The organism is Arthrobacter sp. UKPF54-2 (genome assembly GCF_007858535.1).
Classification (GTDB): Bacteria; Actinomycetota; Actinomycetes; order Actinomycetales; family Micrococcaceae; genus Arthrobacter.
The window spans coordinates 3,280,434-3,307,224 of the sequence record NZ_CP040174.1 but is presented as its reverse complement, the minus strand read 5'-3'; the positions used below and the strand labels follow the sequence as shown (position 1 = coordinate 3,307,224).

The 26,791-nt window shown below is 68.7% G+C and carries 24 protein-coding genes; 21 read left to right on the top strand and 3 right to left on the bottom strand.

The genetic code is table 11. The features are described 5' to 3' along the window. Positions 1-66 precede the first annotated feature (66 nt). From E7Y32_RS15210 to dnaE, 17 genes are all read left to right on the top strand, one after another. Positions 67-1,725 carry a UDP-N-acetylmuramoyl-L-alanyl-D-glutamate--2,6-diaminopimelate ligase gene (locus tag E7Y32_RS15210; RefSeq protein ID WP_146337855.1) on the top strand — a complete coding sequence of 553 codons (1,659 nt, stop codon included), beginning with the start codon at positions 67-69 and terminating at the stop codon, positions 1,723-1,725. A 6-nt stretch (positions 1,726-1,731) separates the two neighbouring features. Further along, complete coding sequence (gene murF, locus E7Y32_RS15205; RefSeq protein WP_146337854.1) at positions 1,732-3,195, top strand: UDP-N-acetylmuramoyl-tripeptide--D-alanyl-D-alanine ligase; 1,464 nt, start codon at positions 1,732-1,734, stop codon at positions 3,193-3,195. Next, positions 3,192-4,301 (top strand): phospho-N-acetylmuramoyl-pentapeptide-transferase, encoded by a 1,110-nt coding sequence (gene mraY / locus E7Y32_RS15200; RefSeq protein ID WP_146337853.1) that lies wholly within the window; start codon positions 3,192-3,194, stop codon positions 4,299-4,301. The genes murF and mraY overlap by 4 nt, the downstream gene beginning before the upstream one ends. Then, positions 4,283-5,884 (top strand): UDP-N-acetylmuramoyl-L-alanine--D-glutamate ligase, encoded by a 1,602-nt coding sequence (gene murD, locus E7Y32_RS15195; protein ID WP_186466998.1) that lies wholly within the window; start codon positions 4,283-4,285, stop codon positions 5,882-5,884. Before mraY ends, murD begins: the two co-directional genes overlap by 19 nt. A gap of 2 nt (positions 5,885-5,886) precedes the next feature. After that, complete coding sequence (ftsW, locus tag E7Y32_RS15190) at positions 5,887-7,413, top strand: putative lipid II flippase FtsW (RefSeq protein WP_146337852.1); 1,527 nt, start codon at positions 5,887-5,889, stop codon at positions 7,411-7,413. A 4-nt stretch (positions 7,414-7,417) separates the two neighbouring features. Then, positions 7,418-8,563 carry a glycosyltransferase gene (locus E7Y32_RS15185; RefSeq protein WP_146337851.1) on the top strand — a complete coding sequence of 382 codons (1,146 nt, stop codon included), beginning with the start codon at positions 7,418-7,420 and terminating at the stop codon, positions 8,561-8,563. 41 nt (positions 8,564-8,604) lie between these two features. Beyond that, positions 8,605-10,017: a UDP-N-acetylmuramate--L-alanine ligase gene (gene murC, locus E7Y32_RS15180; protein ID WP_146337850.1), complete on the top strand. Its 1,413-nt coding sequence runs from the start codon at positions 8,605-8,607 to the stop codon at positions 10,015-10,017. Continuing rightward, positions 10,010-10,849: an FtsQ-type POTRA domain-containing protein gene (locus tag E7Y32_RS15175; protein ID WP_261382470.1), complete on the top strand. Its 840-nt coding sequence runs from the start codon at positions 10,010-10,012 to the stop codon at positions 10,847-10,849. The genes murC and E7Y32_RS15175 overlap by 8 nt, the downstream gene beginning before the upstream one ends. Before the next feature lie 285 nt (positions 10,850-11,134). Further along, the gene (gene ftsZ / locus E7Y32_RS15170; protein WP_146337849.1) at positions 11,135-12,349 is read left to right on the top strand and encodes a cell division protein FtsZ; all 1,215 of its coding nucleotides are present in this window, start codon (positions 11,135-11,137) and stop codon (positions 12,347-12,349) included. A 129-nt stretch (positions 12,350-12,478) separates the two neighbouring features. After that, complete coding sequence (locus E7Y32_RS15165) at positions 12,479-13,210, top strand: polyphenol oxidase family protein (RefSeq protein WP_146337848.1); 732 nt, start codon at positions 12,479-12,481, stop codon at positions 13,208-13,210. Continuing rightward, positions 13,207-13,953, top strand: coding sequence for a YggS family pyridoxal phosphate-dependent enzyme (locus tag E7Y32_RS15160; RefSeq protein ID WP_146337847.1), 747 nt, complete (start codon positions 13,207-13,209; stop codon positions 13,951-13,953). Before E7Y32_RS15165 ends, E7Y32_RS15160 begins: the two co-directional genes overlap by 4 nt. Positions 13,954-14,070: 117 nt before the next feature. Further along, entirely contained in the window at positions 14,071-14,601 is a 531-nt protein-coding gene (locus E7Y32_RS15155; RefSeq protein WP_146337846.1) for a cell division protein SepF, read from the top strand. Positions 14,602-14,751: 150 nt separating this feature from the next. After that, positions 14,752-15,060, top strand: a complete 309-nt coding sequence (locus tag E7Y32_RS15150) for a YggT family protein (RefSeq protein ID WP_146337845.1) — start codon at positions 14,752-14,754, stop codon at positions 15,058-15,060. A gap of 151 nt (positions 15,061-15,211) precedes the next feature. Next, on the top strand, positions 15,212-15,889 hold the full coding sequence (locus E7Y32_RS15145) for a DivIVA domain-containing protein (protein ID WP_146337844.1): 678 nt from the start codon (positions 15,212-15,214) through the stop codon (positions 15,887-15,889). Positions 15,890-15,985: 96 nt separating this feature from the next. Further along, positions 15,986-16,678 carry a signal peptidase II gene (lspA, locus tag E7Y32_RS15140; protein ID WP_261382469.1) on the top strand — a complete coding sequence of 231 codons (693 nt, stop codon included), beginning with the start codon at positions 15,986-15,988 and terminating at the stop codon, positions 16,676-16,678. Positions 16,679-16,787: 109 nt separating this feature from the next. Beyond that, on the top strand, positions 16,788-17,645 hold the full coding sequence (locus E7Y32_RS15135; protein ID WP_261382646.1) for an RluA family pseudouridine synthase: 858 nt from the start codon (positions 16,788-16,790) through the stop codon (positions 17,643-17,645). 52 nt (positions 17,646-17,697) lie between these two features. After that, on the top strand, positions 17,698-21,255 hold the full coding sequence (gene dnaE / locus E7Y32_RS15130) for a DNA polymerase III subunit alpha (protein WP_146337843.1): 3,558 nt from the start codon (positions 17,698-17,700) through the stop codon (positions 21,253-21,255). A 14-nt stretch (positions 21,256-21,269) separates the two neighbouring features. Here dnaE and E7Y32_RS15125 read toward each other — a convergent pair whose 3' ends face one another. Beyond that, positions 21,270-21,728: a flavin reductase family protein gene (locus E7Y32_RS15125; protein ID WP_146338764.1), complete on the bottom strand. Its 459-nt coding sequence runs from the start codon at positions 21,726-21,728 to the stop codon at positions 21,270-21,272. A gap of 204 nt (positions 21,729-21,932) precedes the next feature. Between E7Y32_RS15125 and E7Y32_RS15120 the strand changes: the two genes are divergently transcribed. The 3 genes from E7Y32_RS15120 (at position 21,933) to nrdR (ending at position 24,689) form a co-directional block, all read left to right on the top strand. Beyond that, the gene (locus E7Y32_RS15120; protein WP_146337842.1) at positions 21,933-22,556 is read left to right on the top strand and encodes a hypothetical protein; all 624 of its coding nucleotides are present in this window, start codon (positions 21,933-21,935) and stop codon (positions 22,554-22,556) included. Positions 22,557-22,708: 152 nt separating this feature from the next. Continuing rightward, positions 22,709-24,049, top strand: a complete 1,341-nt coding sequence (gene hisD, locus E7Y32_RS15115) for a histidinol dehydrogenase (protein ID WP_261382645.1) — start codon at positions 22,709-22,711, stop codon at positions 24,047-24,049. A 148-nt stretch (positions 24,050-24,197) separates the two neighbouring features. Next, entirely contained in the window at positions 24,198-24,689 is a 492-nt protein-coding gene (gene nrdR / locus E7Y32_RS15110) for a transcriptional regulator NrdR (RefSeq protein ID WP_138769622.1), read from the top strand. Positions 24,690-24,761: 72 nt separating this feature from the next. On the opposite strand, the gene ppgK is transcribed toward nrdR, so the two are convergent. Both ppgK and map read right to left on the bottom strand, forming a co-directional pair. Then, positions 24,762-25,565, bottom strand: coding sequence for a polyphosphate--glucose phosphotransferase (ppgK, locus tag E7Y32_RS15105; RefSeq protein WP_146337840.1), 804 nt, complete (start codon positions 25,563-25,565; stop codon positions 24,762-24,764). A 49-nt stretch (positions 25,566-25,614) separates the two neighbouring features. Beyond that, complete coding sequence (gene map / locus E7Y32_RS15100) at positions 25,615-26,493, bottom strand: type I methionyl aminopeptidase (protein ID WP_146337839.1); 879 nt, start codon at positions 26,491-26,493, stop codon at positions 25,615-25,617. A 125-nt stretch (positions 26,494-26,618) separates the two neighbouring features. On the opposite strand from map, the gene E7Y32_RS15095 reads away from it, so the two are divergent. Beyond that, positions 26,619-26,783, top strand: a complete 165-nt coding sequence (locus E7Y32_RS15095) for an SPOR domain-containing protein (protein WP_138769618.1) — start codon at positions 26,619-26,621, stop codon at positions 26,781-26,783. The last annotated feature ends 8 nt before the right edge of the window (positions 26,784-26,791 follow it).

Below are 26,791 nucleotides of genomic sequence, written 5' to 3'. Positions count from 1 at the left end.
GTCCCGCGTGCGGGCCATGCTCCGCGCGCTGCGTCAGCCGCCCAGCACCACACGACGGAGACCCCCTTGTCAGAGTTCAATGCCCAGGATGCGGCCGCTGCGCCGTCCGGCCAGGAAGCCAGCGCGGCGTTCCGGCCCGCAACGGTCACCGCGGTACCGCTGGAAACCATCGGCGGGTGGATCGGCGTCGTCGTGCCCGGGGCCTCCGCGGCCGTCCCCGTCACCGGGATCTCGCTTAACTCCCGCACCGTCCTGCCCGGGGACCTGTACGTCGCCCTGCCCGGCGCGAGCCGGCACGGCGCGGACTTCGTCACCCAGGCCGTTGACGCCGGGGCCGTCGCGGTACTGACCGACGAAGACGGCGCCCGCCTGCTGGCCCTCTCCAACGACATCTCCGTCCCCGTGCTGCTCGCCGAGGAGCCGCGCAGCCTGGTCGGCCGCCTCGCCGCGCAGATCTACCGGAGCCGGCCGGACAACGCCGCCGCCCCCGCCCTGTTCGGTGTCACCGGGACCAACGGCAAAACCACCACCACCTACTTCATCAACTCCCTGCTGCAGGCCCTCGGCCGCACAACCGGGCTGATCGGCACCATCGAGATCCTGGCCGGCGGCGACGCGATCCCAAGCCAGCTCACCACCCCCGAGTCGACCGACGTGCACGCCCTGCTGGCGCTGATGCGCGAACGCGGCCTCGACGCCGCCTCGATGGAGGTGTCCTCGCACGCCATCTCCTTCCACCGGGTCGACGGCGTGATGTTCGACGTCGCCGGCTTCACCAACCTCACCCAGGACCACCTGGACCTGCACGGCAGCATGGACGAGTACTTCGAGACCAAGGCCCGGCTCTTCACCGCCGGGCGCGCCCGGACCGCCGTGGTGACCGTGGACGACGACTGGGGCCGGAAGCTGGCCGCCGCCGCCGACATCCCGGTGAGCACCCTCGCTACCGGGACAGCCGGTCCGGACGCCGCCGGCCGGGCTGCCGCGGACTGGACGGTCGTCAATCCCCGTCCGCGCGGCCTCGGCACCGAGTTCGGGCTGCGGCACCGGGACGGCACGGAACTGCGGGTTCACACGGGGCTGCCCGGCAGCTTCAACGTCGCCAACGCGGCCCTGGCCACCGCCATGGTCCTCGCCGGCGGCACGGACGCGGCCGAGGTGCAGGCGGCCCTGGACAGCGCGGATCCGTTCACCGTGGCCGTGCCGGGGCGGATGCAGCTTGTCGCGACGGCCCCCGCCGCCGTCGTCGACTTCGCCCACAACCCGGACGCCCTCGCCCGCGCGCTGGAAGCCGTGCGCTCCCCGGAACCCGGGTCCAAAGTCATCATCGTCTTCGGCGCCACCGGCCAGCGCGACCAAAGCAAACGGCCCGCGATGGGAGCCATCGCCGCCCGGCTCGCGGACATCGTGATCGTCAGCGACGACGACCCGCACGACGAGGACGCCGCCGCCATCCGCGCCGACGTCATGGCCGGTGCCCTGCAGGCCAAGGAACACGAAGGCCTCCGCTGTACCGTCCTTGAGGTCTTTCCCCGCGACGCCGCCATCCGCAGAGCTGTGGAGCTCGCGGGCCCGCAGGACACCATCCTGGTGGCCGGCCGCGGCCACGAGGTCTGGCAGGAGGTCAACGGCGTCAACCTGGCTCTCGATGACCGGGTGGAGCTGCGGTCGGCCTTGACAGCACGAGGATTCACCATTCTCGATGAGCAGCGGATAGAGTCCTAAACCGAGATGATTGCACTTACCGCGGCGGAAATCGCCGAAATAACCCATGGCCGGCTGGCCGCCGATCCGGGCCTCACGCCCGGCTCCGTGGTGACCGACTCCCGCGAAGCCACGGCGGGTTCCCTTTACGTGGCCAAACCGGGAGAAGCAGCCGACGGGCACGATTTCGTCGCCGCAGCCTTCGACCGCGGAGCCGTGCTGGCCCTGGTGCAACACGACGTTGCCGACGCCGCCGGCCACCCCTACCCGGCAGTTGTCGTCGAGGATTCCGTCCTGGCCATGGGCGCGCTGGCCGCCGAAGCGGTCCGCCGGATCCGCGCCCGCCGGGCCGCCGCCGGCCAGGCCTTCACCGTCATCGGCATCACCGGGTCCGCCGGAAAGACCACCACCAAGGACCTGCTGGCCGGGATCCTCGCCGGCCACGGCGAAACCGTGGCTCCCCAGGGCTCCTACAACGGTGAGGTCGGCGTGCCGCTGACCGTCTTCAAGGCCGGCTTTGACACCCGGTACCTCGTGATCGAAATGGGCGCCACGGGCATCGGCCACATCAACTACCTCGCGGACATGGTCCGCCCCGAAATCGGTGTGGTGCTGGGCGTCGGCACGGCCCACGCCGGTGAATTCGGCGGCGTCGAGAACATCGCGCGGGCCAAGGGCGAACTGGTCGAAGCACTTCGCGCCGACGGCACGGCCGTGCTGAACCTGGACGACGCCCGCGTCGCCGCCATGGCCTCCCGCACCAGAGCAGCAGTCCTCGGCTTCTCCGCCCAGCCCGCCCGGGAGGGCCAGCAAGCTGTCGTCCGGGCAGAGGGCGTCGAGTTGAACGCCGCAGGCAACCCCGAATTTGACCTCATCCTGCCGGGCGAGAGCGCCCGCCACCACGTCTCCGCCAAGCTGATCGGGGAGCACCACGTGGGCAACCTGCTGGCCGCCGCGGGCGCCGCCCACGCCGCCGGGATTCCCGGTGAGCAGATCGCGGCCTCGCTGAGCGCCCAGACGGCCGCCAGCCGCTGGCGGATGGAACGCACCGAGCGGCCCGACGGCGTGACGATCATCAACGACGCTTACAACGCCAACCCGGAGTCCATGCGGGCCGCCCTGCGGACCCTCGCGGACCTGGGCCGCGGCCGCCGGACCTGGGCCGTGCTCGGGGCCATGCTCGAACTCGGCGAGGACTCCATCCGCGAGCACACCGCCGTCGGCACCCAGGTGGTCCGGCTCAACATCTCCCGGCTGCTGGTGATTGGACGCGAAGCCCGCGCCCTGTACGTCTCCGCCGTCAACGAAGGCTCCTGGGGCGACGAATGCCTCTTCGCCGAGACCGTTGACGAGGCCTACGAGATTCTGCGAACCGAACTCGCGCCCGGCGACCTGGTCCTCTTCAAATCATCCAACAGCATCGGCCTGCGCCATCTGGGGGATCGGATAGCATTACCCGAAACCACCACTGAAGGGAGCCCGCTGCCGTGATCGCACTGCTGATGGGCGCCGGACTGGCCCTGCTGCTTTCCTTCCTGGGCACCCCGCTCTTCATCCGTTTCCTGGTCCGCAAGAGCTACGGCCAGTTCATCCGGGACGACGGCCCCACCTCGCACCACACCAAGCGCGGCACGCCCACTATGGGCGGCACCGTGGTCGTCGTCGCGGTGCTGGCCAGCTACGGCATCACGCACCTCATCATGTGGATGGTGAACCCGCTCTCGCCCGGGCCGTCCGCCTCGGCCCTGCTGCTGCTCTTCCTGATGGTCGGCATGGGCCTCGTGGGGTTCCTGGACGACTTCATCAAGATTTCCGCGCAGCGCAGCCTGGGCCTCAACGCCAAGGCCAAACTTGTCCTGCAGGCGGCTGTCGGCATCATCTTTGCGGTGCTCGCGCTCCAGTTCCCGGACGAAAATTACGTCACGCCGGCGTCCTACCAGATTTCCCTGGTCCGCGACATCCCCTGGCTGAACCTCGCGTTCGGCGGCACCGTGGTGGGTGCGATCCTCTTCGTGCTTTGGTCCAACCTCATAGTCACCGCCGCCACGAACGGGGTGAACCTCACCGACGGCCTGGACGGCCTGGCCGCCGGGGCGTCGGTGATGGTGTTCGGGGCGTACACCCTGATCGGCATCTGGCAGAGCAACCAGTCCTGCGGCTCGCCGCGGCAGGCCGGCAGCGGCTGCTACACCGTCCGCGATCCGCTGGACCTCGCGCTGCTCGCGGCCATCCTCAGCGCCGCGCTGGTCGGCTTCCTCTGGTGGAACACCTCGCCGGCGAAGATCTTTATGGGCGACACCGGCTCGCTGGCCATCGGCGGCGCCGTCGCCGGGTTCGCGATCCTGTCCCGGACCGAGCTGCTGCTCGCGTTCATCGGCGGCCTCTTTGTCCTGATCACCCTCTCGGTGATCATCCAGGTGGGCTACTTCAAGATCACCAAGGGCAAACGCTTCTTCAAGATGGCCCCGCTGCAGCACCACTTTGAACTCAAGGGCTGGGCCGAAGTGACCGTGGTGGTCCGGTTCTGGATCCTCTGCGGGCTGTTCGTCGCCGCGGGCCTGGGCATCTTCTACGCCGAATGGGTGGTGCTGCTGTGAACGCGGCCATCCCCGAGCCGCTGGCCAGCTCGCCCCGGCTCCAGAACCTCACCAGCTGGGATTCGGACTGGTCCGGGCTGCGCGTCGTTGTGACCGGCATCGGCATCTCCGGCTTCGCCGCCGCCGACACCCTGATCGAACTCGGCGCCCGGGTCGTTGTGGTGGACGCCGCGGACAGCGCCAAGGCCAGGGCCCAGGCGGACACGCTCCGGATCGTCGGCGCCGCCGACGTACTGCTGGGAGACGACGCCGTCACCACGGTGCCGAAGGTCGACGGCCAAAAGCCCGAACTCATTGTCACCTCACCCGGCTGGCGCCCGGACCAGGCCCTGCTCGCCGCCGCCGCCCGGGCCCACATCCCGGTGTGGGGCGACGTCGAACTCGCCTGGCGGGTGCGCGAACGCCGGGGCCGCAAAACCGCTGACTGGCTCGCCATCACCGGCACCAACGGCAAGACCACCACGGTCGGCCTGACCGAATCCATGCTGCAGGCCGCCGGGCTCAAGGCGATCGCCGTCGGCAACGTCGGCACCCCCATCCTGGACGCCCTCCGCGACCCGGTCGACTACGACGTCTTCGCCGTGGAGCTCTCCAGCTTCCAGCTGCACTGGAGCCATTCCGTGTCGCCGGTGGCCAGTGTGTGCCTCAACGTCGCCGAGGACCACGTCGACTGGCACGGCTCCTATGATTCGTACCTGGCGGACAAAGCCAAGGTGTACGAACGGACCCAGAAGGCGTGCATCTACAACGCCGAGCAGATCGAAACCGAGCGTATGGTGGAGGACGCCGACGTCGTCGAGGGCTGCCGCGCGGTGGCCTTCACTACGCTCACCCCGGCCATCAGCATGCTCGGCGTGGTCGAGGGCCTGCTCGTGGACCGGGCCTTCATCCCCGAACGGAAGGACAGCGCCGCCGAACTGGCCTCGATGGCCGACCTCGGCCCGGTGGCGCCGCGGCACATGGTGGCCAACGCCCTCGCCGCGGCCGCCCTCGTGCGCGCCTACGGCGTCGAGCCGGGCGCCGTGCGCCAGGGCCTGCAGAACTACCTGCCGGGGGACCACCGCATCCAGCCGGTCGCCCGCCATGAGGGCGTGCTCTGGATCAACGACTCGAAGGCCACCAACCCGCACGCCGCCGCCGCCTCGCTGTCCGCGTTCGAAAACGTGGTGTGGATCGCCGGCGGCCTGTCCAAGGGTGTGAATTACGACGCACTGGTCCGGGACAACGCCCCGCGGCTCAAGGCCGTGGTGCTGATCGGAGCGGACTCCTCGGACCTGCTCGCCTCGCTGCAGCGACACGCGCCCGATGTCCCCGTGATCGGCCACGCCAAGGGCGACACTGAAGAGGTGCAGACTGCCGGAACTGCCCACGCCAACGCGGGTCCCTCGCCGATCTTCGGCGAGACCGTGATGGCGCGGGCCGTGGCGTCGGCGGCACAGCTGGCCACCTCCGGGGACACTGTGCTCCTGGCCCCGGCAGCTGCGTCCATGGATCAGTTCTCTTCCTACGCTCACCGTGGCGACGCCTTTATCGAAGCTGTCCGCGAGCTCGTGGAAGGGCAGGCTCAGACCACCGAGGAGTAGTAATGGTCAGCACGCCCACCCGGCCCACGGCGGCACGGACCCCTGCCACAGGGGCATCAACAGGCAGAACCGCAGGCAGCAAGACAGGAACAGCCACTGCCGGGACTACCGGAACGGCAGTACCCGCCGCCGGGCCGCGTCCGGCGGCCCGGGTCCGGGGCTGGTACCGCGGCTTCTGGTCCGCCCTGGAGGGGACCGGCAAGTCCCGGAACGGCTCCACCTACTACCTCATCCTGGGCTCCACCCTCGCGCTCACGGCGATCGGCATCATGATGGTGCTCTCAGCCTCCAGCGTGGAGGCCATCGCCGCGGGGGAATCGGCCTACACCGCCGCTGGCAAGCAAAGCCTCTTCGCCGGCATCGGCGTGTTCTGTATGTTCGTGCTCTCCCGCGTCAACGTCGTCTGGCTCAAACGCGGTGCCTGGTTCGCCATCATCGCCGCCTTTATCCTGCTGGTCCTGGTGCTCCTCGTGGGCCGCAGCGCCCTCGGCAACCAGAACTGGATCGACGTCGGGCCTTTCACCTTCCAGCCCTCCGAAGCGGCCAAACTGGCGCTGGCGCTGTGGATGGCCACGGTGCTGCACGCCAAGGCCAAACTCCTCGACCAGGCCAAGCACGCCCTGGTCCCCGTTGTGCTCCCGGGGGCTGCCGGCATCATCGGCCTGATCCTGATGGGCAACGACCTTGGCACGGCGATGATCGTCATGCTGATCACTGCCGCGGCCCTGTTTTTCGCCGGCGTCCGGCTGTACCTGTTCGGCATCGCCGGGGTGGTCCTGGCCGTCGGAACCGCCGTGCTGGCCATCACCAGCCCCAACCGGGTCTGCCGCATCCTGTCCTGGACCGGCCAAACCTGTGCCGACGGCTCGGACGTGAACTACCAGTCCACCAACGGACTCTACGCCCTGGCGTCCGGCGGCTGGTTCGGCGTCGGGCTGGGACAAAGCCGGCAGAAGTACAGCTGGATCCCGGAAGCCCACAACGACTTCATCTTCGCCATCATCGGTGAGGAACTCGGCCTGATCGGCACCATCGTCGTGCTGGTCCTCTTCGCGATCCTGGGCACCGCCATCTACCGCGTGGTGGTGGCCCAGCAGGACCTGTTCCACCGGGTCCTCGCCGGTGCCATCATGGTGTGGCTGCTCGGGCAGGCCGCGATCAACATGGCCGTGGTCACCGGGCTGCTCCCTGTGGTCGGCATCCCGCTGCCCTTCATTTCCTACGGGGGCTCGGCCCTGCTGATGTCGCTGTGTGCCATCGGCGTAGTGTTGTCTTTGGCCCGGGCCCAGATGGAACCGAACATGCAGCCGAAGGGGATGTTCAAATTCGGGCCCGCCGGGTTCGCCAAGGTGCTCCGCAAGCAGGCGGCGGCGCGGCGGGGAACCCAGCGCCCGGCCGCCAAGCCCGGGCCGGCGGCCCGCACCGCCGCAACGACACCTCCTTCCCGCAGCGCCGCCGGAAGCTCTGCCGCCCGGAAGCCCGGCGCCAGGACCCCCGCCCCCAAGAACCCCGCACGAAAGCGCAGCTAGCCCCATGAAGACCGAGTCGTCCCTGTCCGTCGTCCTCGCCGGCGGCGGCACCGCCGGGCACATCAGCCCGCTGCTGGCCATCGCCAACGCCATCCTCGAGGTCCGCCCCGAGGCACAGCTGCTGGCCGTCGGCACCCCCGGCGGGATGGAAGCCCGGCTGGTTCCGGCCGCAGGGCTGGAACTGGCCACCGTCAGCCGCGTGCCGTTTCCGCGCAAGCCCTCGGTAGAGCTGCTCCGGCTCCCCGGCAAGCTGGCCGCCGCCGTGCGGCAAGCCGGCACCATCCTGGACGAGGCCCGGGCGGACGTCCTTGTGGGCGTCGGCGGCTACGTCTGCACGCCCATGTACCTGGCCGCGTGGCGCCGCAAAATCCCGATCGTGGTGCACGAAGCCAACACCCGGGCCGGGCTCGCGAACCGCGTCGGGGCCCGGCTGAGCCGGCACGTCGCCGTCGCGTTCGCGCAGACCAGGATCCGCGGGGCACGCCACGTTGGCATGCCGATGCGGCGCGAAATTTCCGGCCTGGACCGCAAGGCCGCCCGGGCGGCCGCCCGCACCGCGCTCTTGCTGGAACAGCACAAGCCCACCCTGATCGTCACCGGCGGCTCGTCCGGCGCGCAAAGCATCAACCGCGCCATCGCCGCCTCTGTGGGCGCGCTGGCCGACGCCGGAATCCAGACCCTGCACATCACCGGACGTGGCAAGACCGTGCACGACGCACAGGGCAAACTGCTGGCCGCTCCCGGCTACCGCCAGGTGGAGTACGTCGACGGCATGGAGCTGGCCTACGCCGCCGCCGACCTGCTGCTGGCGCGTTCCGGCGCCGCGACTGTGTGCGAGGTCGCCGCCGTCGGCGTACCGGCGGTCTTTGTACCCCTGCCGATCGGCAACGGGGAACAGGCCCTGAACGCTGCGGGCCTCGTGAACGCCGGCGCCGCACTCCTGGTCGAGGACGCGGCATTCGACGCCGGCTGGGTGGGCGAGAACCTCATCCCGCTGCTGGGCGACGGCCCCCGGCTGGAACGGATGGCCGCCGACGCCGAACAGCAGGGCATCCGGGACGCCGACCGGCGGATGGCCGCCCTGGTCCTCGAGGCCGCGCAGGCCGCGCCCGGACGTGACGCCAGCACCAGTGAACAGCAGCACCAGTGAACAGCAGCAACAATGAACAGCAGGCAGGAAGCGGTATCCCAATGACCCAGGCCCAGAACGGCGCCCCGCCGGCGGCGCGCACACAGGACTCGCTGGGGCGCGTGCACTTCATCGGCATCGGCGGGGTGGGGATGTCCGCCGTCGCCCGCATCATGGTGGCCCGCGGACTGCCGGTGAGCGGCTCGGACGCCAAGGACCTTCCGGTCATGGCCGAGCTGGCCACGGCCGGGGCCCGGATTGCCGTCGGCTACGACGCGGCGAACCTGGCCGATGCCCAGACCGTCGTCGCGGGTTCGGCCATCCGCCCGGACAACCCCGAACTGGCCGCGGCCCGCGCCGCGGGCCTGCCCGTGCTGCACCGCTCCGAGGCCCTGGCCGCGACGATGGCCCAGGACACCGCCATCACGGTCGCGGGCACGCACGGCAAATCGACCACCACGTCGATGATCACGGTGCTCCTGCAGGGTGCCGGGCTGGATCCGTCCTTCGCCATCGGCGCCAACGTGCCCGCCCTGGGCGTGAACGCTGCCTCCGGGACATCCCCAGTCTTCGTCGCGGAAGCCGACGAGTCGGACGGCTCGTTCCTGAACTACCGCCCGCAAATCGCCGTCGTGACCAACGTCGAACCCGACCACCTGGATCACTACGGCACCGCCGAGGCCGTGTATGCCTCGTTCGACCGCTTCACCGCCCTGCTCCCGGCCGACGGCCTGCTGGTGGCCTGCGCCGACGACGACGGCGCCCGGGCCCTGGCGATGCGCACCCGGGAGCGGGCCACCACCCGGGTGGTCCTTTACGGGACGGCCGAGGACGCCGAAGTGAAGCTACACGACGGCGGCCCGGGCGACGTCTGGATCACGACGCCGGCGGGACGCTTCGCCGTGGACCTCCAGGTGCCGGGCCGGCACAACGCCCTCAACGCCGCCGCTGCCTTCGCGGTGGCGCTGGAGCTTGGTGTCGCCCCGGAGGCCGCGGCCGGCGCCCTGGCGGCCTTCTCCGGCGCCGCGCGCCGCTTTGAATTCAAGGGCGAGGTCGCGGGCGTGCGGGTGTACGACGACTACGCCCACCATCCCACCGAAGTGCGCGCCGCCCTCGCCGCCGCCCGCTCGGTGGCCGGCGACCACCGGGTCCACGTGCTGTTCCAGCCGCATCTGTTCTCCCGCACCCGCGAATTCGCGCAGGAGTTCGCGGAGGCCCTGAACGCCGCGGACACGGCCCTGGTGCTGGACATCTACCCGGCCCGGGAAGACCCCATCCCCGGCGTCACCAGCCAGCTGATCGCCGACCACCTCGGCTCCCACGGCCGGCTCGTTGGCCCCGGCCAGGAAGCCGTCCGGGCCGTGCTCGACACCGCCGCGCCGGGCGACATCGTACTCACGGCCGGCGCCGGCGATGTCACCGCCTACGGCCCGCTCATCGTCGAGGCGCTGAAAGCCGAGGCACCGGGTGGCTAACTCACGCCGGCCCGGCTACCCCTCCCGGGGGCTGCCGGACGTCATTTCCGCGTCGAAAACGGACTCTGGCGCCGGCCCGGCCGGCGGCGCCACGCCGGAGCCCCCGCCCGGCAAGGTGCTCTCCTTCCCGGAGCCGAAAGCCAAGCGGCGCCGCCGGATCGTGCTCAGCATGGCGGCGGTGATCGCGGTGCTGCTCGCCGCCATCGTGGCGGCAGCCGTCTACTCGCCCTGGCTGGCCGTCCGGACTGTCACGGTAGAGGGGACCCGGATGCTCACGCCGGAGCAGGTCAAAGCCGCCCTGGCGCCGCTGCAGGGCAAGCCGCTGCCACAGATCAGCGATGAACAGGTCACCGGGCTGCTGCAGCCGCTGGTCCAGGTCAAGGCGGTCACCACCCAGGCGCGGCCCCCGTCCACGCTGCAGGTGAAAATCACCGAACGTGTGCCGGTGGCGCTGCTCAAACAGGGCGAAGCCTTCCAGCTGGTGGACGTTGACGGCGTCCAGCTCGGCACCACCACAGACCCGGACTCGGTCAAGCTGCCGGTGATCGACAGCGGCGGCGGTGCCCTGCCCAAGGAGCTGTTCCACGCCGTCACGGCGGTTCTGGGGGCGCTTCCGCCCGACGTGCTCGCCAGGCTTTCCGACGCCTCGGCCAAGTCCGTGGACGCGGTGGAGCTCAAGCTCGTGGATGGCCAGACGATCGTCTGGGGCAACGCGGGGGAGAAGGAACTCAAGGCGAAGGTCCTCGCCGCCCTCCTGAAGGCGCCGGCTGACCCGAAGAATCCGGTCCGGGTCTACGACGTCAGTGTGCCGAGGCACCCGGTAACCCGATAGCCGTGAATCACTTACCGGCCCGCGGACCCGGGCGATAGTAGAACCGGTGCTTCCGCCGCTATCCGGCGCGGCACCAAAGCAGCCGCAAAGGCAGAATCGGACGGCATTTCCCCGGTATTACCGCGACACGCGGAGCCGGTTATTGAATGTCCCCGGCATAGGAAATAGCGTCACAGACATGAGTTACTTGACATAACTATAACCTTCAAGTCGAAGGTTAAGGTTCAAAGCTTCAAGCCCGACTCCATCAGTTTTCGCACAGAACACGAACAAGGGACACGTAACGTGGCAGCTCCGCAGAATTACTTGGCCGTCATCAAGGTCGTCGGCATCGGCGGCGGTGGCGTGAACGCAGTCAACCGCATGATCGAAGTCGGTCTCCGCGGCGTCGAATTCATCGCCATCAACACCGACGCGCAGGCGCTGTTGATGTCCGACGCCGACGTCAAGCTCGACGTCGGCCGCGAGCTGACCCGCGGCCTGGGCGCCGGTGCGAACCCTGAGGTCGGCCGGCAGGCAGCGGAGGACCACGCTGACGAAATCGAAGAGGTCATCCGCGGCGCGGACATGGTCTTCGTCACCGCCGGCGAAGGCGGCGGCACCGGCACCGGCGGCGCGCCCGTCGTGGCCCGCATCGCCCGGTCCCTGGGCGCGCTGACCATCGGCGTCGTGACCCGCCCGTTCACCTTTGAGGGCCGCCGCCGCGCGGGCTCTGCGGAAGCCGGCATCGACGCCCTCCGCGACGAGGTCGACACCCTGATCGTCATCCCGAACGACCGGCTGCTCTCGATCAGCGACCGGAACGTCTCGGTGCTGGACGCGTTCCGCTCTGCCGACCAGGTCCTGCTCTCCGGTGTCCAGGGCATCACCGACCTGATCACCACCCCGGGCCTGATCAACTTGGACTTCGCGGACGTCAAGTCCGTGATGCAGGGTGCGGGCTCGGCGCTGATGGGCATCGGCTCGGCCCGCGGCGAAGACCGCGCCGTCAAGGCCGCCGAACTCGCCATCGCGTCTCCGCTGCTGGAAGCCTCCATCGACGGCGCGCACGGTGTGCTGCTGTCCATCCAGGGCGGTTCAGACCTCGGCCTGTTCGAAATCAATGAGGCCGCCCGCCTGGTGCAGGAAGTGGCACACCCGGAGGCCAACATCATCTTCGGCGCCGTGATCGACGACGCCCTCGGCGACGAGGCCCGCGTGACCGTGATCGCCGCCGGGTTCGACGACGTCAAGGCCACCTCGCCCTCGATGGACCAGTCCCAGCCCGCCCCCGCGCGTCCCGCCGCTCCGGCGCCGGCTCCGGCCCAGGCTCCCGCCTCGGCGCCGGTCCAGCCGCTGCACGCCGGCGTGGGAGCCTCGGGGCTCAGCAACTGGGGCCAGCAGCGTCACTCGGCCGTGCCGGCCGACTCGGGGTTCGACGTTGACCTTCCCTCCGTAGTTGAGCCGGACCTCTCCGGCCGCCACTCGGACGACCTGGATGTGCCCGACTTCCTGAAGTAGGCCGGCGGTCCACCCACTGCAATCAGCACCATGGCACTGCCCCCGGGCGGTGCCATGGTGCTTTGGCGGGTTACGGTGTTGGGTATGAAGATTTCAACAGTGCAGGTTCCTAACGTGGCGGTGGGCTGAGTGTTTTCCTGGCGAGCAGAGGTACGGCCCGGCGTCTGGGCGGCCTTCACGAACGCTGCGGCCGGCAACCTGGCGCTCCATGTCGGCGATGATCCGGACGCGGTGCGCACCCGCCGCGAAGCCCTCGAACACGCCGCCGGACTCGGGTCCGGGCATTTCCGGTTTATGAACCAGGTCCACGGCAACGACGTCGCCGTTGTTGCCGGCCCCGCAGGCCCGGAGGCCGGGCCCGCCCCGACGGCGGATGCCATGGTGTCCGCCGGGGAGCCGCTGGCCGTGATGGTGGCCGACTGTGTGCCGGTTGTGCTGGTGGGGGAGCACCGCGGGGACACGTCCGCGGCCCCCGTACTGGGGGTGGTGCACGCCGGCCGCCCCGGCCTGGCTGCCGGGGTGGTACCCGCCGCCGTGGAACGCATGCGCGCCCTCGGCGCCACGGGCATCAGCGCCTGGATCGGCCCGTCCATCTGCGGAAAGTGCTACGAGGTCCCGGAAGGCATGCGCGCAGACGTTGCGGCGATCGTTCCGGCCACCTGGTTCACCACCTCCCAGGGGACGCCGGGCCTCGACCTGCCCGCCGGGGTCCGCAGCCAGCTGGAGGCCGCCGGCGTCGCCGTCGAATATTCCGGCGGCTGCACCCGGGAGGACACCGGACTGTTCTCCTACCGCCGCAACAACCACACGGGCCGGTTCGCCGGCCTCGTCTGGACCGCCCCAGACCGGGCGGGCGCGTGAGCGCCCCCGCGGCCGGGCCCGCAGGTCACGACCCGCGGCTCGCCGAGTTGCGCGGGGCACTCGCGGCCGTCCGGCAACGTATCGACGCCGCCGTGGCCGGCGCCGGGCGCCAGGCCGACCCGCCGCAACTGATTGTGGTCACCAAGTTCCACCCCGCCGAGGACGTCGCGCGGCTGGCCGCCCTGGGCGTCACCGACGTCGGCGAGAACCGGGACCAGGAGGCAGCGGACAAGGCCGCCCGGCTCGAGGAGCTGCGGCTGCGCTGGCACTTCATCGGCCAGCTCCAAAGCAACAAGGCCAAGTCCGTTGTGCGCTACGCCCATGCCGTGCACTCCGTGGACCGCCTCCCGCTGGTCGCCGCCTTGGCCAAGGCGGTGCGCACCGAGCAGGAACGCACCTTGCGAGCCGACCTTGAGTGCTTCATCCAGGTCAGCCTGGAGGACGACGCCGACGGCCACCGCGGCGGCGCCCTGCCCGCCGACGTCCCCGCCCTGGCCGCGGAGCTCGCCGGGTCCCAGGGCCTGAGGCTGGCCGGGGTCATGGCCGTGGCGCCGCTCGGTGCCGCACCGGAAGCGGCGTTCGAAAAGCTGGCCGAAATCTCCGCCCGGCTCCGCGGCGAATATCCGCAGGCCACCGCCATTTCAGCCGGCATGAGCCAGGACCTCGAAGCGGCCGTCCGTTTCGGGGCGACACACCTACGAATTGGCTCCGATATTCTCGGTCCACGCCCGGCACTACGGTAGGTTCGACGTATTGGAAGGTAATGGCGGGGATTCCAATGCAATGTTTAGAAGACAGCGACTCCAACACAGTCAAGTCACCAAAGCGGCCCGCCTAACGGACACGATTAGGAGTCGACCATGGCTGGCGCTCTGCGCAAGACAATGATCTATCTTGGGCTCGCTGATGGCGACGAACACTACGAGTCCGAGCATCACACCCCGCACAAGGATGAGGACGATTCCATGGAGCACGACCGCGAGGAGCGCCGCGCGCCGGCCCCCGTCCGCGAGGCCACCCGGGAAGAGCCCTACGCCGCTGAAGAGGAATACCGCGCACCCGTGACACCCATCAAGCGAGCGGCTGCCAGCCGCGACGAAACCACCGGCCTCCGGCAGATCACCACGATCCATCCGCGGTCCTACAACGACGCCAAGCTGATCGGCGAAAGCTTCCGTGACGGCATCCCCGTCATCATGAACGTCACCGACATGGGCGAAGCGGACGCCAAGCGGCTCGTGGACTTCTCCGCCGGCCTCGTGTTCGGCCTGCGCGGAAGCATCGAACGCGTGACCAACAAGGTGTTCCTGCTCTCGCCGTCGTACGTCGAAGTTATCGGCGACGACAAGAAGATCAGCGAGACGCAGGCCAGCTTCTTCAACCAGAGCTAGTCCAGGATCCGGGCACGGATGCCGGGCAGGGAAACCTGCCCGGCATCCGTGCCCGACTTTCCGTGCTGGAAGAGACGTGCTGGAATGGATGCGCAACCACTGTCGGGCTACTGCGGTATCCGGAATGATCATGGAGATATGAGCTAACGCATGGGAATTGTTTTCGGACTGGTCTATATCGCGCTGCTGCTCTTTTTCGTCGCCCTGATCATCCGCCTGATCTTCGACTGGGTGCAGATGTTCGCCCGCAGTTGGCGTCCGCGCGGCGTGGCCCTCGTCACCGCCCATGCCGTCTACTCCGTCACGGACAGGCCCCTCAAACTCCTCGGCCGGGTTCTCCCGCCGTTGCGGCTCGGCGGAATCTCGCTGGACCTGGCGTTCCTGGTGCTCTTCCTGGCCGTTTCGGTGGCCATGGGCATCGCTAGGTACTTCACGTACGCCCAGCCGATCGCCACCTAAGCCCGGCGGCGGACCAGCTCCGCCCGCTAAAAAGATTAAAAACTCCGGTTTGACACTGCGGTGTTGAATTAGAGGAACCAGACCATATTTAGGTACCGTAGTTTTGACGGCCGGAAGGCCTCCTGACTAACTAGACCAACGAGGTGACCAGATGGCTTTGACGCCAGAAGACGTTGTCAACAAGCGCTTTCAGCCGACCAAGTTCCGCGAAGGCTACGACCAGGACGAAGTTGATGACTTCCTGGACGAGATCGTCGTCGAACTGCGACGCCTGAACCAGGAAAACGACGAGCTGCGCAAGAAGCTCGCCGAAGCAGGTTCCGGCACGGCCGCCAGCTCCGCTGCTGCAGCCCCCGTCGTGGAAAAGGTGCCGGCACCCGTCAAGGCCGAAAAAGAAGACCGCGCCAAGGCAGAAGCCGAGGCCAAGGCCGCCGAAGCCGCCAAGAAGAAGGAAGCCGAGAAGGTTCCCGCCCCCGTGGCCGCCCCGGTCCCCGCCGCTGCCACCGCCTCGGCTGAGTCCGCCGCCGGCCTGCTGGCCATGGCGCAGCAGATGCACGACAAGCACGTCGCCGACGGCGAACAGCAGCGCGACAAGATCATTGCCGAGGCGCAGATCGAAGCCAGCAGCCTGGTCAACGACGCGCAGGAAAAGTCCCGCAAGATCCTCGGCGCCCTCGAACAGCAGCGTTCCGTCCTGGAGCGCAAGGTCGAGCAGTTGCGCGGCTTCGAGCGCGACTACCGCTCCCGCCTCAAGGCCTACATCGAAGGCCAGCTGCGTGACCTTGACGCCCGTGGTTCGGTGGCGGCCCCCGAGGTCGAAGCCAACTAGGACATTTAGCAAGTATTCTGAAAGCCGGTGGCTGAGGACTCCTCGGCCACCGGCTTTTGGCATTAACCGCCCTCCCGGCACCGGAACGAAAGCACTATGACTGACGCACCAACCCCAGACGCGGCCCGGCCCGCGGACTCCGCCCGGCCCGCGGACGCGGCCCGGCCCGCGGACTCCGCCCGGCCGGCCGATGCCGAACAGTCCGCGGCCGCGACGCCCCCGGCGCGCCGGCCGCGGCGCGCACTACTGCTGTCCCTGTTCGCCGGATTCGCGGTGTTCGCCTACGTGTTCGACCAGCTCACCAAACTCTGGGTCACCGGCACCATGACCGAGGGGGAGCGGATCCCGGTGCTGCCGCCGCTGCTGCACTGGTACTACATCCGCAACTCGGGTGCCGCGTTCTCCATCGGCGAGAACGTCACCTGGGTCTTCACCATCATCATGGCGGCCGTGTCCGTCGCGATCCTGCTGCAGCTGCGCAAACTCGGCTCAGCCTGGTGGGCGCTGGCGCTGGGCCTGCTGCTGGGCGGCGCCCTGGGCAACCTGACCGACCGCCTCTTCCGCGAGCCCTCGTTCGCGATGGGCCACGTAGTGGACTTCATCCAGTTGCCCAACTTTGCGATCTTCAACATCGCCGACTCGGCCGTGGTTTCCTCGGTGGTGCTGATCTGCCTGCTGACGCTGCGCGGCATCGGCCTGGACGGCTCACGCCACAACCAGGGCACCAACCCGGCGGCAGCCGCCCAGCCGGCAGCGCTGGAAGAGAACGGACGGGAACACAATGTCTGAGGCCGGTGCCGAGACAGGACCTGGGACCGGACCGTCAAACACGGCCCTGCACTTTACCGTCCCCGAGGAGCTGGCCGGCACCCGGGTAGACGCCGGCCTGGCGAAACTCATGGACATCTCCCGTTCGCAGGCGGCCACGCTGATCGCCGAGGGCAACGTCAGCAGCCACGGCAAGGCCGTGGGGAAGTCCCTCAAGCTCAGCCCCGGCGTCCGGCTCGACGTCGTCGTGCCGGAACGCCGGGACCCCCTGGAAGTCGTGGAGGAAGTCGTGGAAGGCCTGAAAATCCTGCTCGACGACGACGAATTCGTCGTCGTCGACAAACCCGTCGGCGTCGCGGCGCACCCGTCGCCCGGCTGGGTAGGCCCCACCGTGGTCGGCGGCCTGGCCGGCGCCGGCTACAGGATTTCCACCTCGGGTTCACCCGAACGCGCCGGGATCGTGCACCGGCTCGACGTCGGCACCTCCGGCGTGATGGTGGTGGCCAAGACCGAGAACGCCTATACGGCGCTCAAACGGGCCTTCAAGGAGCGCACCGTGGACAAGGTCTACCACGCGGTGGTCCAGGGGCTGCCCGACCCGCTGGCCGGCACCATTGACGCCCCGATCGGCCGCCACCCCGGCCATGACTGGCGCTTTGCCGTGATCGAGGACGGCCGCGACTCGGTGACCCACTACGAGGTGCTGGAAGCCTTCGGCAAGGCCTCGCTGGTGGAGGTGCACCTGGAAACCGGCCGCACCCACCAGATCCGCGTGCACTTCGCCGCGCTCCGCCACCCCTGCGCCGGCGACCTCACCTACGGAGCGGATCCCCGGCTCGCCGCGACCCTGGGGCTGACGCGACAGTGGCTGCACGCCCGGCAGCTGTCCTTCGACCACCCACGGACGGGGGAGCGGGTCACCGTGACCAGCGAGTACCCGCAGGACCTCCGGTACGCGCTCGAGGTGCTGGAGTCCGGCGAGGCCTGACCGGCCGCGTGCCGGGCGCGGAAGTGTCCGTGCCCGGCACTAGAATGATTCGGTGACTTCCAGCAACAACTCGTTCGTCCACCTCCACAACCACACCGAGTACTCCATGTTGGACGGTGCGGCGCGGCTCGGGGAACTCTTCGATGAGACCGAGCGGCTGGGCATGCCCGCCTTGGCCACCACGGACCACGGCTACCTCTTCGGGGCCTTCGACTTCTGGAAGCGCGCGACGGACAAGGGCATCAAGCCGATCATCGGCGTCGAGGCCTACGTCACCCCCGGTACGGCCCGCGGCGACAAGACCCGCGTCCGCTGGGGCGAGGAAAGCCAGCGCAAGGACGACATCTCCGGCGGCGGTTCCTACACCCACATGACGCTGCTCAGCTACAACAACGTGGGCATGCGGAACCTCTTCCGCGCTTCCTCGATCGCCTCGCTCGACTCGGTCTTCGGCAAATGGCCCCGGCTGGACCGCGAACTGCTGAACACCTACTCCGAAGGCCTCATCGCCACCACCGGCTGCCCCTCCGGCGAGGTCCAGACAAGGCTCCGGCTGGGCCAGTACCGTGAAGCCCTTGAGGCGGCCGCGGAGTTCCGCGACATCTTCGGCGCCGAGAACTACTTCTGCGAACTCATGGACCACGGCCTGGACATCGAGCGGCGCGTCACCGGCGACCTGCTGCGCCTGGCCAAGGAACTGAACCTGCCGCTCGTGGCCACCAACGACCTGCACTACACGCATGAGCACGACGCCAAGGCGCACGAGGCCCTGCTGGCCATCCAGTCCGGTTCCACCCTGCTGGAGCCCACGTACGACAACGGCGGCTCCCGGTTCGCGTTCTCCGGCAGCGGCTACTACCTGAAGTCCCCGCAGGAAATGCGGGAACTCTTCCGCGACCACCCGGACGCCTGCGACAACACTCTGCTGATCGCCGAACGCTGCGACGTCTCCTTCAACACCGGGGCCAACTACATGCCCCGGTTCCCCTGCCCTGAAGGCGAGGACGAGACCTCCTGGCTGGTCAAGGAAGTGGACAAGGGCCTCCGTTACCGCTACCCGGGCGGCATCCCGGACAAGGTCCGCACCCAGGCCGACTACGAACTCGGCGTTATCAATTCCATGGGCTTCCCGGGCTACTTCCTGGTGGTGGCCGACTTCATCAACTGGGCCAAGAACAACGGCATCCGGGTGGGCCCGGGCCGTGGTTCCGGTGCCGGCTCCATGGTGGCGTACGCCATGCGCATCACCGACCTCGACCCGCTGCACCACGGCCTGATCTTCGAGCGCTTCCTCAACCCGGACCGCGTCTCCATGCCCGACTTCGACGTCGACTTCGATGACCGGCGCCGCTCCGAAGTGATCGACTACGTGACGCGCAAGTACGGCGACGAGCGTGTGGCCATGATCGTCACCTACGGCACCATCAAGACCAAGCAGGCGCTCAAGGACTCCTCCCGTGTGCTGGGCTACCCGTTCAGCATGGGCGAGACGCTGACCAAGGCGCTGCCGCCGGCCGTGATGGCGAAAGACATCCCGCTGGCCGACATCCAGAACCCCGAAGCCAAGCGCTACGGCGAGGCCGGCGATTTCCGGCAGCTGATCAGCACCGACCCGGAAGCCGCGAAGGTCTTTGAGACCGCCCTAGGCATTGAAGGCCTGAAGCGGCAGTGGGGCGTGCACGCCGCCGGCGTCATCATGTCCTCGGACCCCATCATCGACGTCATCCCGATCATGCGCCGCTTCCAGGACGGCCAGGTCATCACGCAGTTCGACTACCCGACCTCCGAGGGCCTCGGCCTGATCAAGATGGACTTCCTCGGCCTGCGGAACCTGACGATCATTTCCGACGCCCTGGAAAACATCAAGATGAACCGCGGCGTGGACCTGGACCTCGAGGCACTGGCCCTGGACGACGCCGCCTCCTACGAGCTGCTGGCCCGCGGCGACACCCTCGGGGTCTTCCAGCTCGACGGCGGACCGATGCGGTCGCTGCTGAAGCTGATGAAGCCTGACAACTTCGAAGACATCTCCGCCGTCCTGGCGCTGTACCGCCCGGGACCCATGGGCGCCAACGCGCACACCGACTACGCGCTGCGCAAGAACGGCATCCAGGAAGTCATCCCGATCCACCCCGAGCTGGAGGAGCCGCTCGCGGAGATCCTCGGCGGCACCTACGGCCTGATCGTGTATCAGGAGCAGGTCATGGCCGTCGCGCAGAAGCTGGCCGGGTACACCCTCGGCCAGGCCGACATCCTGCGCCGCGCCATGGGCAAAAAGAAGAAGTCAGAGCTGGACAAACAGTTCGCCGGCTTCTCCCAGGGCATGCAGGACAACGGCTACTCCATGGAGGCGGTCAAGACCCTCTGGGACATCCTGCTGCCCTTCTCCGACTATGCATTCAACAAGGCCCACTCGGCCGCATACGGTGTGATCTCCTACTGGACCGCCTACCTGAAGGCGCACTACGCGCCGGAATACATGGCTGCCCTGCTGACCTCCGTCGGCGACGACAAGGACAAGTCGGCGATCTACCTGAACGAATGCCGCCGCATGGGCATCACGGTGCTGCCCCCCGACGTCAACGAGTCCGCGCTCAACTTCACCCCGGTGGGCAACGACATCCGCTTCGGCATGGGCGCCATCCGCAACGTCGGCGCCAACGCTGTCGACGCGATGGTGGCCGCACGCGAACGCGAAGGCGCCTACACCTCCTTCAAGGACTACCTGATGAAGGTGCCGGCCGTCGTCTGCAACAAGCGCACCATCGAATCGCTGATCAAAGCCGGGGCCTTCGACTCGCTCGGCCACCACCGCCGGGCCCTGGCCATGATCCACGAAGAGGCCATCGACTCTGTCATCACGCTTAAGCGCAACGAGGCGATCGGGCAGTTTGACCTGTTCGCCGGCTTCGAGGACACCGAGTCGGAGTCCTCGCTCAGCATCGAGATCCCGGACCTGCCCGAGTGGGAAAAGAAGGACAAGCTGTCCTTCGAACGCGACATGCTCGGGCTCTACGTCTCGGACCACCCGCTGCAGGGCCTCGAGGGGCTGCTGAGCCAGCACGCGGACCAGTCCATCACCTCGATCATCGCCGAGGACGGACCGCATGACGGCGCCATCATCACCATCGCGGGCATGATCACCTCACTGAGCCGGCGGATCGCCAAGGCCAGCGGCAACGCCTACGCCCGCGCCGAAATCGAAGACCTCGGCGGCTCGGTGGAAGTGATGTTCTTCGGCCAGGTCTACGGCCCGATCGCGTCGGTGCTGGCCGAGGACCTGATCGTCGTCGTCAAGGGTCGGCTGCAGCGCCGCGACGACGGGGCCGTGGCCCTGAACTGCATGGAACTCTCGGTCCCGGACCTCAGCGAAGGCCTGGACGGGCCGCTGGTGATCACCATGCCGACGCACAAGGCCACCGAGGCCGTGGTTAACGAACTCGGCGAGGTGCTCCGGACCCACCGCGGCAAGTCGGAGGTCCGGCTGCATCTGCACGGCGACTCCCGCGTGGAGGTCATGGGGCTGCCCGTGCATCTGCGGGTCAATCCCAGCCCCTCGCTGTTCGGCGACCTGAAGGTCCTCCTCGGCCCGACCTGCCTCGACGGCTAGGCCGGGCGGTAGGCCTAGATCTCGTAGTCGAGCGGCACCGGCTGGCTGTAGCTGCCGCCGTGGTAAAGCAGCGGCACGCCTTGCTCACCGACCTCGCCGGCGACCACCTCGACGACCACGACGGCGTTGTTCTCGAAGGAGAGCCGCATCTGGATCTTGCCGATCAGCCAGCCGGACACATCCTTGAGGATCGGCACCTCGTGCGGGCCGAGCTCCCAGTGGTCGCCCTCGAACCGGTTGCGGCCGCGGGCGAAGCGGTCGGCGAGCTCCTGGTTGTCTAGGCCGAGCATATGCACCCCGATATAGCCGGAGTTGGCCACCGCGGGCCAGGAGCTGGAGGTGCGGGCCATGTTGAAGGTGAATCGCGGCGGCTTGGCCGAGAGCGACGCCACCGAGGTGGCGGTGAAACCATAGGGGACGCCGTTGTAGTTCGCCGTGATGATCGCGACGCCGGCCGCATGGCGGCGGAACATCTCCTTGAACGTTCCCTCGAAGGCTTCTTCGGCTGAGGCCACTGTGCGTCATCTCCCTGCAATTGTCACCGGTGCTTCCTGCCAGCGTATTCCGCCGGGCGCGCCCTGCGGTATTCGCGGCCCCGCATCGGCTCCGCGGCGCGTCACGTGGCGTGCGGCGGCGTAATGTCCGGCCCCGCCGGATCCGTTGTTAAGATTTATTGCATGACACAACCCGCGGTGCACCTGCCCGTTGACCACCACGACCACGCTACCGGGCCTGGCACCGCTGTCCCGCCCCGCCGCGCGGTCCCCTGGCGGGGATTGCCCTGGCAGGACGTGCAGTGGAACGGACTGCCGTGGAAGGGGCTGGTGGCGATCGCGGCGGCCGGGCTTCCGGTAGGCCTGCTCTGGTGGCTGCTGGCGCCGACCGGCCTCAACCTGATCACCCGCGACCCGGCGCTGGGCACCGGCAGCAACCCCGAAACCTGGCTGCCGCGGGACCTGGTGCTGGCCGCGCTGTTCCTGCTGGCAGGCTGCCTTGCCGGGGTCCTGGTCGCCGGCAACCGGCCCGCACGGCTGGGCTCGGCGACGGTGGTCCTGGCCGTCGCGGCCGGCGCCGCGGGTGCCCTCCTGGCGTGGGGGACCGGTGTGCTCGCCGGCAGCTGGTGGGGCGCCTCGGAGGACACCTCGGCCAGCGCCAGCATCGCCTTTTCGCTGCGTGCCTACGCCCTGCTGCTCATCTGGCCAGCCGCCACAGCTCTGGCCATTTTCTTCGCCACGGTGTTCGGCCACACCGAGCCCGAGACCGAGCCGGCGCCCGCGCCGGCACCCGGACCGGAGGCCTGACGGGCGCCTGATGCCGCCGGCCGGACGCGGCCCGGTCAGGGACCGGACCTGCCGGCGCGTAAAATGGTCGCGTGACCCCAACTGCTGACAGCCCAGTCTCCGCCGCCCTCAACGACCGCACCGTAGATTCTCCCGCCGTTGATGCCCGTGCCGTGCAGTTCCGCACCGTGGACGTCCGCGGCCAGCGGTTGTCCCTCGCGGGGCTCCGCGCCGCCGTCCCGCGGGCCCAGCACGGGACCGTGGCCGACGCCGAGCAAAAGGTCCTGGACATCATCTCGGCCGTCCGCTCCCAGGGCTTCGAGGCCCTGCGGGAGCTGGCCCTGACCTTCGACGGCGTCGACCAGGCCCACCCACGCGTTCCCGCCGCGGCGCTCACGGCCGCCCTGGCCGGGCTGGACCCGGCGGTGCGCGCCGCCCTCGAGGAATCCATCCGCCGGGCACGCCGCTTTGCCGACGCGCAGCACCCGGCCGACACCGACGTCGAACTCGGCGAGGGCGCCATGGTCAGCCAGAACTGGGTCCCGGTGGCCCGCGTCGGGCTCTACGTCCCCGGCGGCCTGGCCGTCTACCCCTCCTCGGTCATTATGAACGTCGTCCCGGCACTGGCCGCCGGCGTAGAATCCATCGCCTTGGCCTCACCGCCGCAGAAGGACTTTGGCGGCCTGCCGCACCCCACGATCCTGGCGGCCGCATGCCTGCTGGGCATCGACGAGGTCTACGCGATCGGCGGCGCCCAGGCCATCGCCGCCTTCGCCTACGGCATCCCCGGCGGCACCAGGAATGAATCCGACGCCGGCATTGACGCTGTCGATGTCGTCACCGGGCCCGGAAACATCTTCGTCGCCACCGCCAAGCGGCTCGTGAAGGGTGTGGTGGGGATTGACTCGGAGGCCGGCACCACCGAAATCGCCATCCTGGCCGACGCGACGGCCCGGCCGGCCCTGGTCGCGGCCGATCTCATCAGCCAGGCCGAGCATGATCCGCAGGCGGCCTCCGTGCTGATCACGGACTCGGACGAGCTCGCCGCCGCCGTCCGTCGCGAACTCGACATCCAGGCAGCCGCGACCAAGCACAGCGCCCGGGTCCGCCAGGCCCTGTCCGGTCCGCAGTCCGGCGTTGTCCTCGTCGAGGACCTGGCGCAGGGCATCGCCGCCTGCGACGCGTACGCCGCCGAACACCTCGAAATCATGACCGCCGACGCCGCCGCCGTCGCCGGCCGGATCCGCAACGCCGGCGCCATCTTTGTGGGGGACTACAGCCCGGTCAGCCTGGGCGATTACTGCGCCGGGTCCAACCACGTGCTGCCCACCAGCGGAACCGCGGCGTTCTCCTCCGGGCTGAACGTGACCACATTCCTGCGCGCCATCCAGGTGGTCAACTACAGCAAGGACGCCCTCGCGGAAGTCAGCGGGCATATCGTCAGCCTCTCCGGCGCGGAGGACCTGCCGGCCCACGGCGAGGCCGTCACCGCCCGGTTCGCCGCCGGTAGCTAGGGTGCCGCGGGGCGCCCCCAACCACAACATGTAGTAATTACAGGCTTGTTATTCAGCAACATCTAGTCGTAAACTGATTCCGGAAGCACCGCAACGGTGCTGCGGCACCTTCAGGGGTGTGCAGGCTTGCGACAGGGGAGGAACCGACGTGTATTGCCCGTTCTGCCGCAACCCTGACTCGCGGGTAGTTGACAGCCGCATCGCCGACGACGGCTCCGCGATCCGCCGCCGCCGCCAGTGCCCCGAATGCGGGCGCCGCTTCACCACCGTGGAAACCACCAGCCTGACCGTGATCAAGCGCTCCGGCGTCGGCGAGCCGTTCAGCCGCAGCAAGGTGATCAACGGGGTGCGGAAGGCCTGCCAGGGCAGGCCCGTCACCGAGGACGACCTCGCCATGCTCGCCCAGGAGGTCGAGGAGACCATCCGGGCCTCCGGCGCCGCCGAAATCGACGCCCACGAAGTGGGCCTCGCGATCCTCAACCCCTTGCAGCGCCTCGACGAGGTGGCCTACCTGCGCTTCGCGAGCGTGTACCAAGCCTTCGAATCGCTGGAAGACTTCGAGTCCGCCATCGCCCTGCTCCGACACGAGGCCGAGTCCAAGGGGCTGGAAGGCAAAAACTCGCAAAAGAGCCCGCTCTAGGCTCGACCAAGTTCCGGTGGTGGCAGCGGAGGGGAAGCCGTGGCCACCACCGGCTCCACTTTAAGGCCCGGGCTACTTGGCCAGCTTGTGCGTCAGGGCCACCTCGATCGCCGCGCCCACGATGCCCGCGTCGTTCTTCAGTTCGGCCGGGACGATCGGCGTGCGCAGCGACATGTGCGGCAGGTACTCGTCGGCCCGCTTGGAGATGCCGCCGCCGACGATAAAGAGTTCGGGGGAGAAGAGGAACTCGACGTGGGAGAAGTAGCGCTGCAGCAGCACGCTGTATTCGGCCCAGCTCAGCCCGTCGCGCTCACGGGCGACGGCGGAGGCCTTGCTCTCGGCGTCGTAGCCGTCGATTTCCAGGTGGCCCAGCTCCGCGTTCGGAACGAGCTTGCCGTTGAAGATGAAGGCCGAGCCGATCCCGGTGCCGAGGGTGATCACCAGGACGGTGCCCGCGACGCCTTCGCCCGCGCCGTAGCGCGCCTCGGCGAGGCCGGCGGCGTCGGCGTCGTTGATGACCTCAACCGGCCGGCCCAGGCGGGCGGTAAGCAGCGCGTCGATGTCAAGGTTCAGCCACGAGTGGTCGACGTTGGCCGCGGAGTGGACCACGCCGTGCTGGATGATGCCCGGGAAGGTCACGCCGACCGGGGAATCCGCGGCCGGGGCGTCCGGGCGCTTGGACAGTTCCGCCACAACCTGGGCGACGACCTCCGCGACGGCTTCGGGGGTGGACGGCTGCGGGGTGGGCACGCGGAGGCGGTCGCCCACCAGCTTGCCCTTCTTCAGGTCAACAATTCCACCCTTGATGCCGGTGCCACCGATGTCGATGCCGATCAGCGGGGCGTTCTTCTTCGACTTATCGTCCTTCTTGGCCAATGGGCTTCCGTTCGTGGCAGGGTCGGGGTGGGTCTTCGGTGGTGCGGGGTCAGGGGAGGGTGAGGACCTCGGCGCCGGACTCCGTGACCAGCAGGGTGTGCTCAAACTGGGCGGTGCGCTTGCGGTCCCGGGTCACGACGGTCCAGTCATCGGCCCACATGTCCCACTCGACGGTGCCCAGCGTGAGCATGGGCTCGATCGTGAAGACCATACCGGCCTCCATCACGGTGTTGTAGGCGGGCGCGGCGTCGTAGTGCGGGATGATCAGCCCGGTGTGGAAGGCTTCGCCGACGCCGTGCCCGGTAAAGTCCCGGACGACGCCGTAGCCGAAGCGCTTGGCGTAGGACTCGATGGTCCGGCCGATCACGTTGATTTCGCGGCCCGGCGCCACCGCGCGGATGGCTCGGCGCAGCGACTCTTCCGTGCGTTCGACCAGCAGCCGGGATTCCTCGTCGACGTCGCCGACGAGGAAGGTGTAGTTGGTGTCGCCGTGCACGCCGCCGATGAAGGCCGTGATGTCGATGTTGAGGATGTCGCCGTCCTGCACCACCGTGCTGTCCGGGATGCCATGGCAGATCACCTCGTTGAGCGAGGAGCAGAGGGACTTGGGGAAGCCCCGGTAGCCGAGAGTGGACGGGTACGCCTGGTGGTCGAGGAGGAATTCGTGCCCCACCCGGTCCAGCTGGTCGGTGGTGACACCGGGCGCGATGTGCTTGCCGACCTCCACAATCGCCTGGGCGGCAATCCGCGAGGCGATGCGGATCTTCTCGATGGTCTCGGCGGACTTGACCTCGGAGCCCGTGAACTTGGCCGGGGCTGGCTTGCCGACGTACTCGGGGCGCGGAATCGAGGCCGGCACGGCGAGCTGGGGGCTGACTGTTCCCGGGACAAGGGTGCCGATGGGTGCAGTCGAGGTCAGAGAAGGCATAGATTGATTCTATAAGCCCGCGGCCGCAGGCTGAAAATGTCGGAAAACAGGCTGAAAATGTCGAAGAAGAGCCCGAAACCAGCCCGAAAAACAGCCGGAACCCAGCCGAGCACAGAGGAGCCCCGATGACCGAATACTGGTATAACGTCAACACCCACGAGATCGAGGAAGACGCCATGTCCGACTGGAGCCAGCTGATCGGCCCCTACAAGACCCGCGAAGAAGCGGAACATGCCCTCGAAAAGGTCAAAGCCCGCAACGAGGCCTGGGACAAGGGCGAAGACGACTAACACAGCGG

Excerpts from the sequence above, each read along its gene's own strand:
- E7Y32_RS15135 (WP_261382646.1), top strand. The coding sequence starts at position 16,788 with ATGGACATCTCCCGTTCGCAGGCGGCCACGCTGATCGCCGAGGGCAAC.
- E7Y32_RS15185 (WP_146337851.1), top strand. The coding sequence starts at position 7,418 with ATGAAGACCGAGTCGTCCCTGTCCGTCGTCCTCGCCGGCGGCGGCACC.
- E7Y32_RS15125 (WP_146338764.1), bottom strand. The coding sequence starts at position 21,728 with ATGTTCCGCCGCCATGCGGCCGGCGTCGCGATCATCACGGCGAACTAC.
- lspA (WP_261382469.1), top strand. The coding sequence starts at position 15,986 with ATGACTGACGCACCAACCCCAGACGCGGCCCGGCCCGCGGACTCCGCC.
- murD (WP_186466998.1), top strand. The coding sequence starts at position 4,283 with ATGGGTGGTGCTGCTGTGAACGCGGCCATCCCCGAGCCGCTGGCCAGC.
- ftsW (WP_146337852.1), top strand. The coding sequence starts at position 5,887 with ATGGTCAGCACGCCCACCCGGCCCACGGCGGCACGGACCCCTGCCACA.
- murF (WP_146337854.1), top strand. The coding sequence starts at position 1,732 with ATGATTGCACTTACCGCGGCGGAAATCGCCGAAATAACCCATGGCCGG.
- map (WP_146337839.1), bottom strand. The coding sequence starts at position 26,493 with ATGCCTTCTCTGACCTCGACTGCACCCATCGGCACCCTTGTCCCGGGA.
- E7Y32_RS15155 (WP_146337846.1), top strand. The coding sequence starts at position 14,071 with ATGGCTGGCGCTCTGCGCAAGACAATGATCTATCTTGGGCTCGCTGAT.
- E7Y32_RS15095 (WP_138769618.1), top strand. The coding sequence starts at position 26,619 with ATGACCGAATACTGGTATAACGTCAACACCCACGAGATCGAGGAAGAC.
- murC (WP_146337850.1), top strand. The coding sequence starts at position 8,605 with ATGACCCAGGCCCAGAACGGCGCCCCGCCGGCGGCGCGCACACAGGAC.
- E7Y32_RS15120 (WP_146337842.1), top strand. The coding sequence starts at position 21,933 with ATGACACAACCCGCGGTGCACCTGCCCGTTGACCACCACGACCACGCT.
- E7Y32_RS15150 (WP_146337845.1), top strand. The coding sequence starts at position 14,752 with ATGGGAATTGTTTTCGGACTGGTCTATATCGCGCTGCTGCTCTTTTTC.
- E7Y32_RS15145 (WP_146337844.1), top strand. The coding sequence starts at position 15,212 with ATGGCTTTGACGCCAGAAGACGTTGTCAACAAGCGCTTTCAGCCGACC.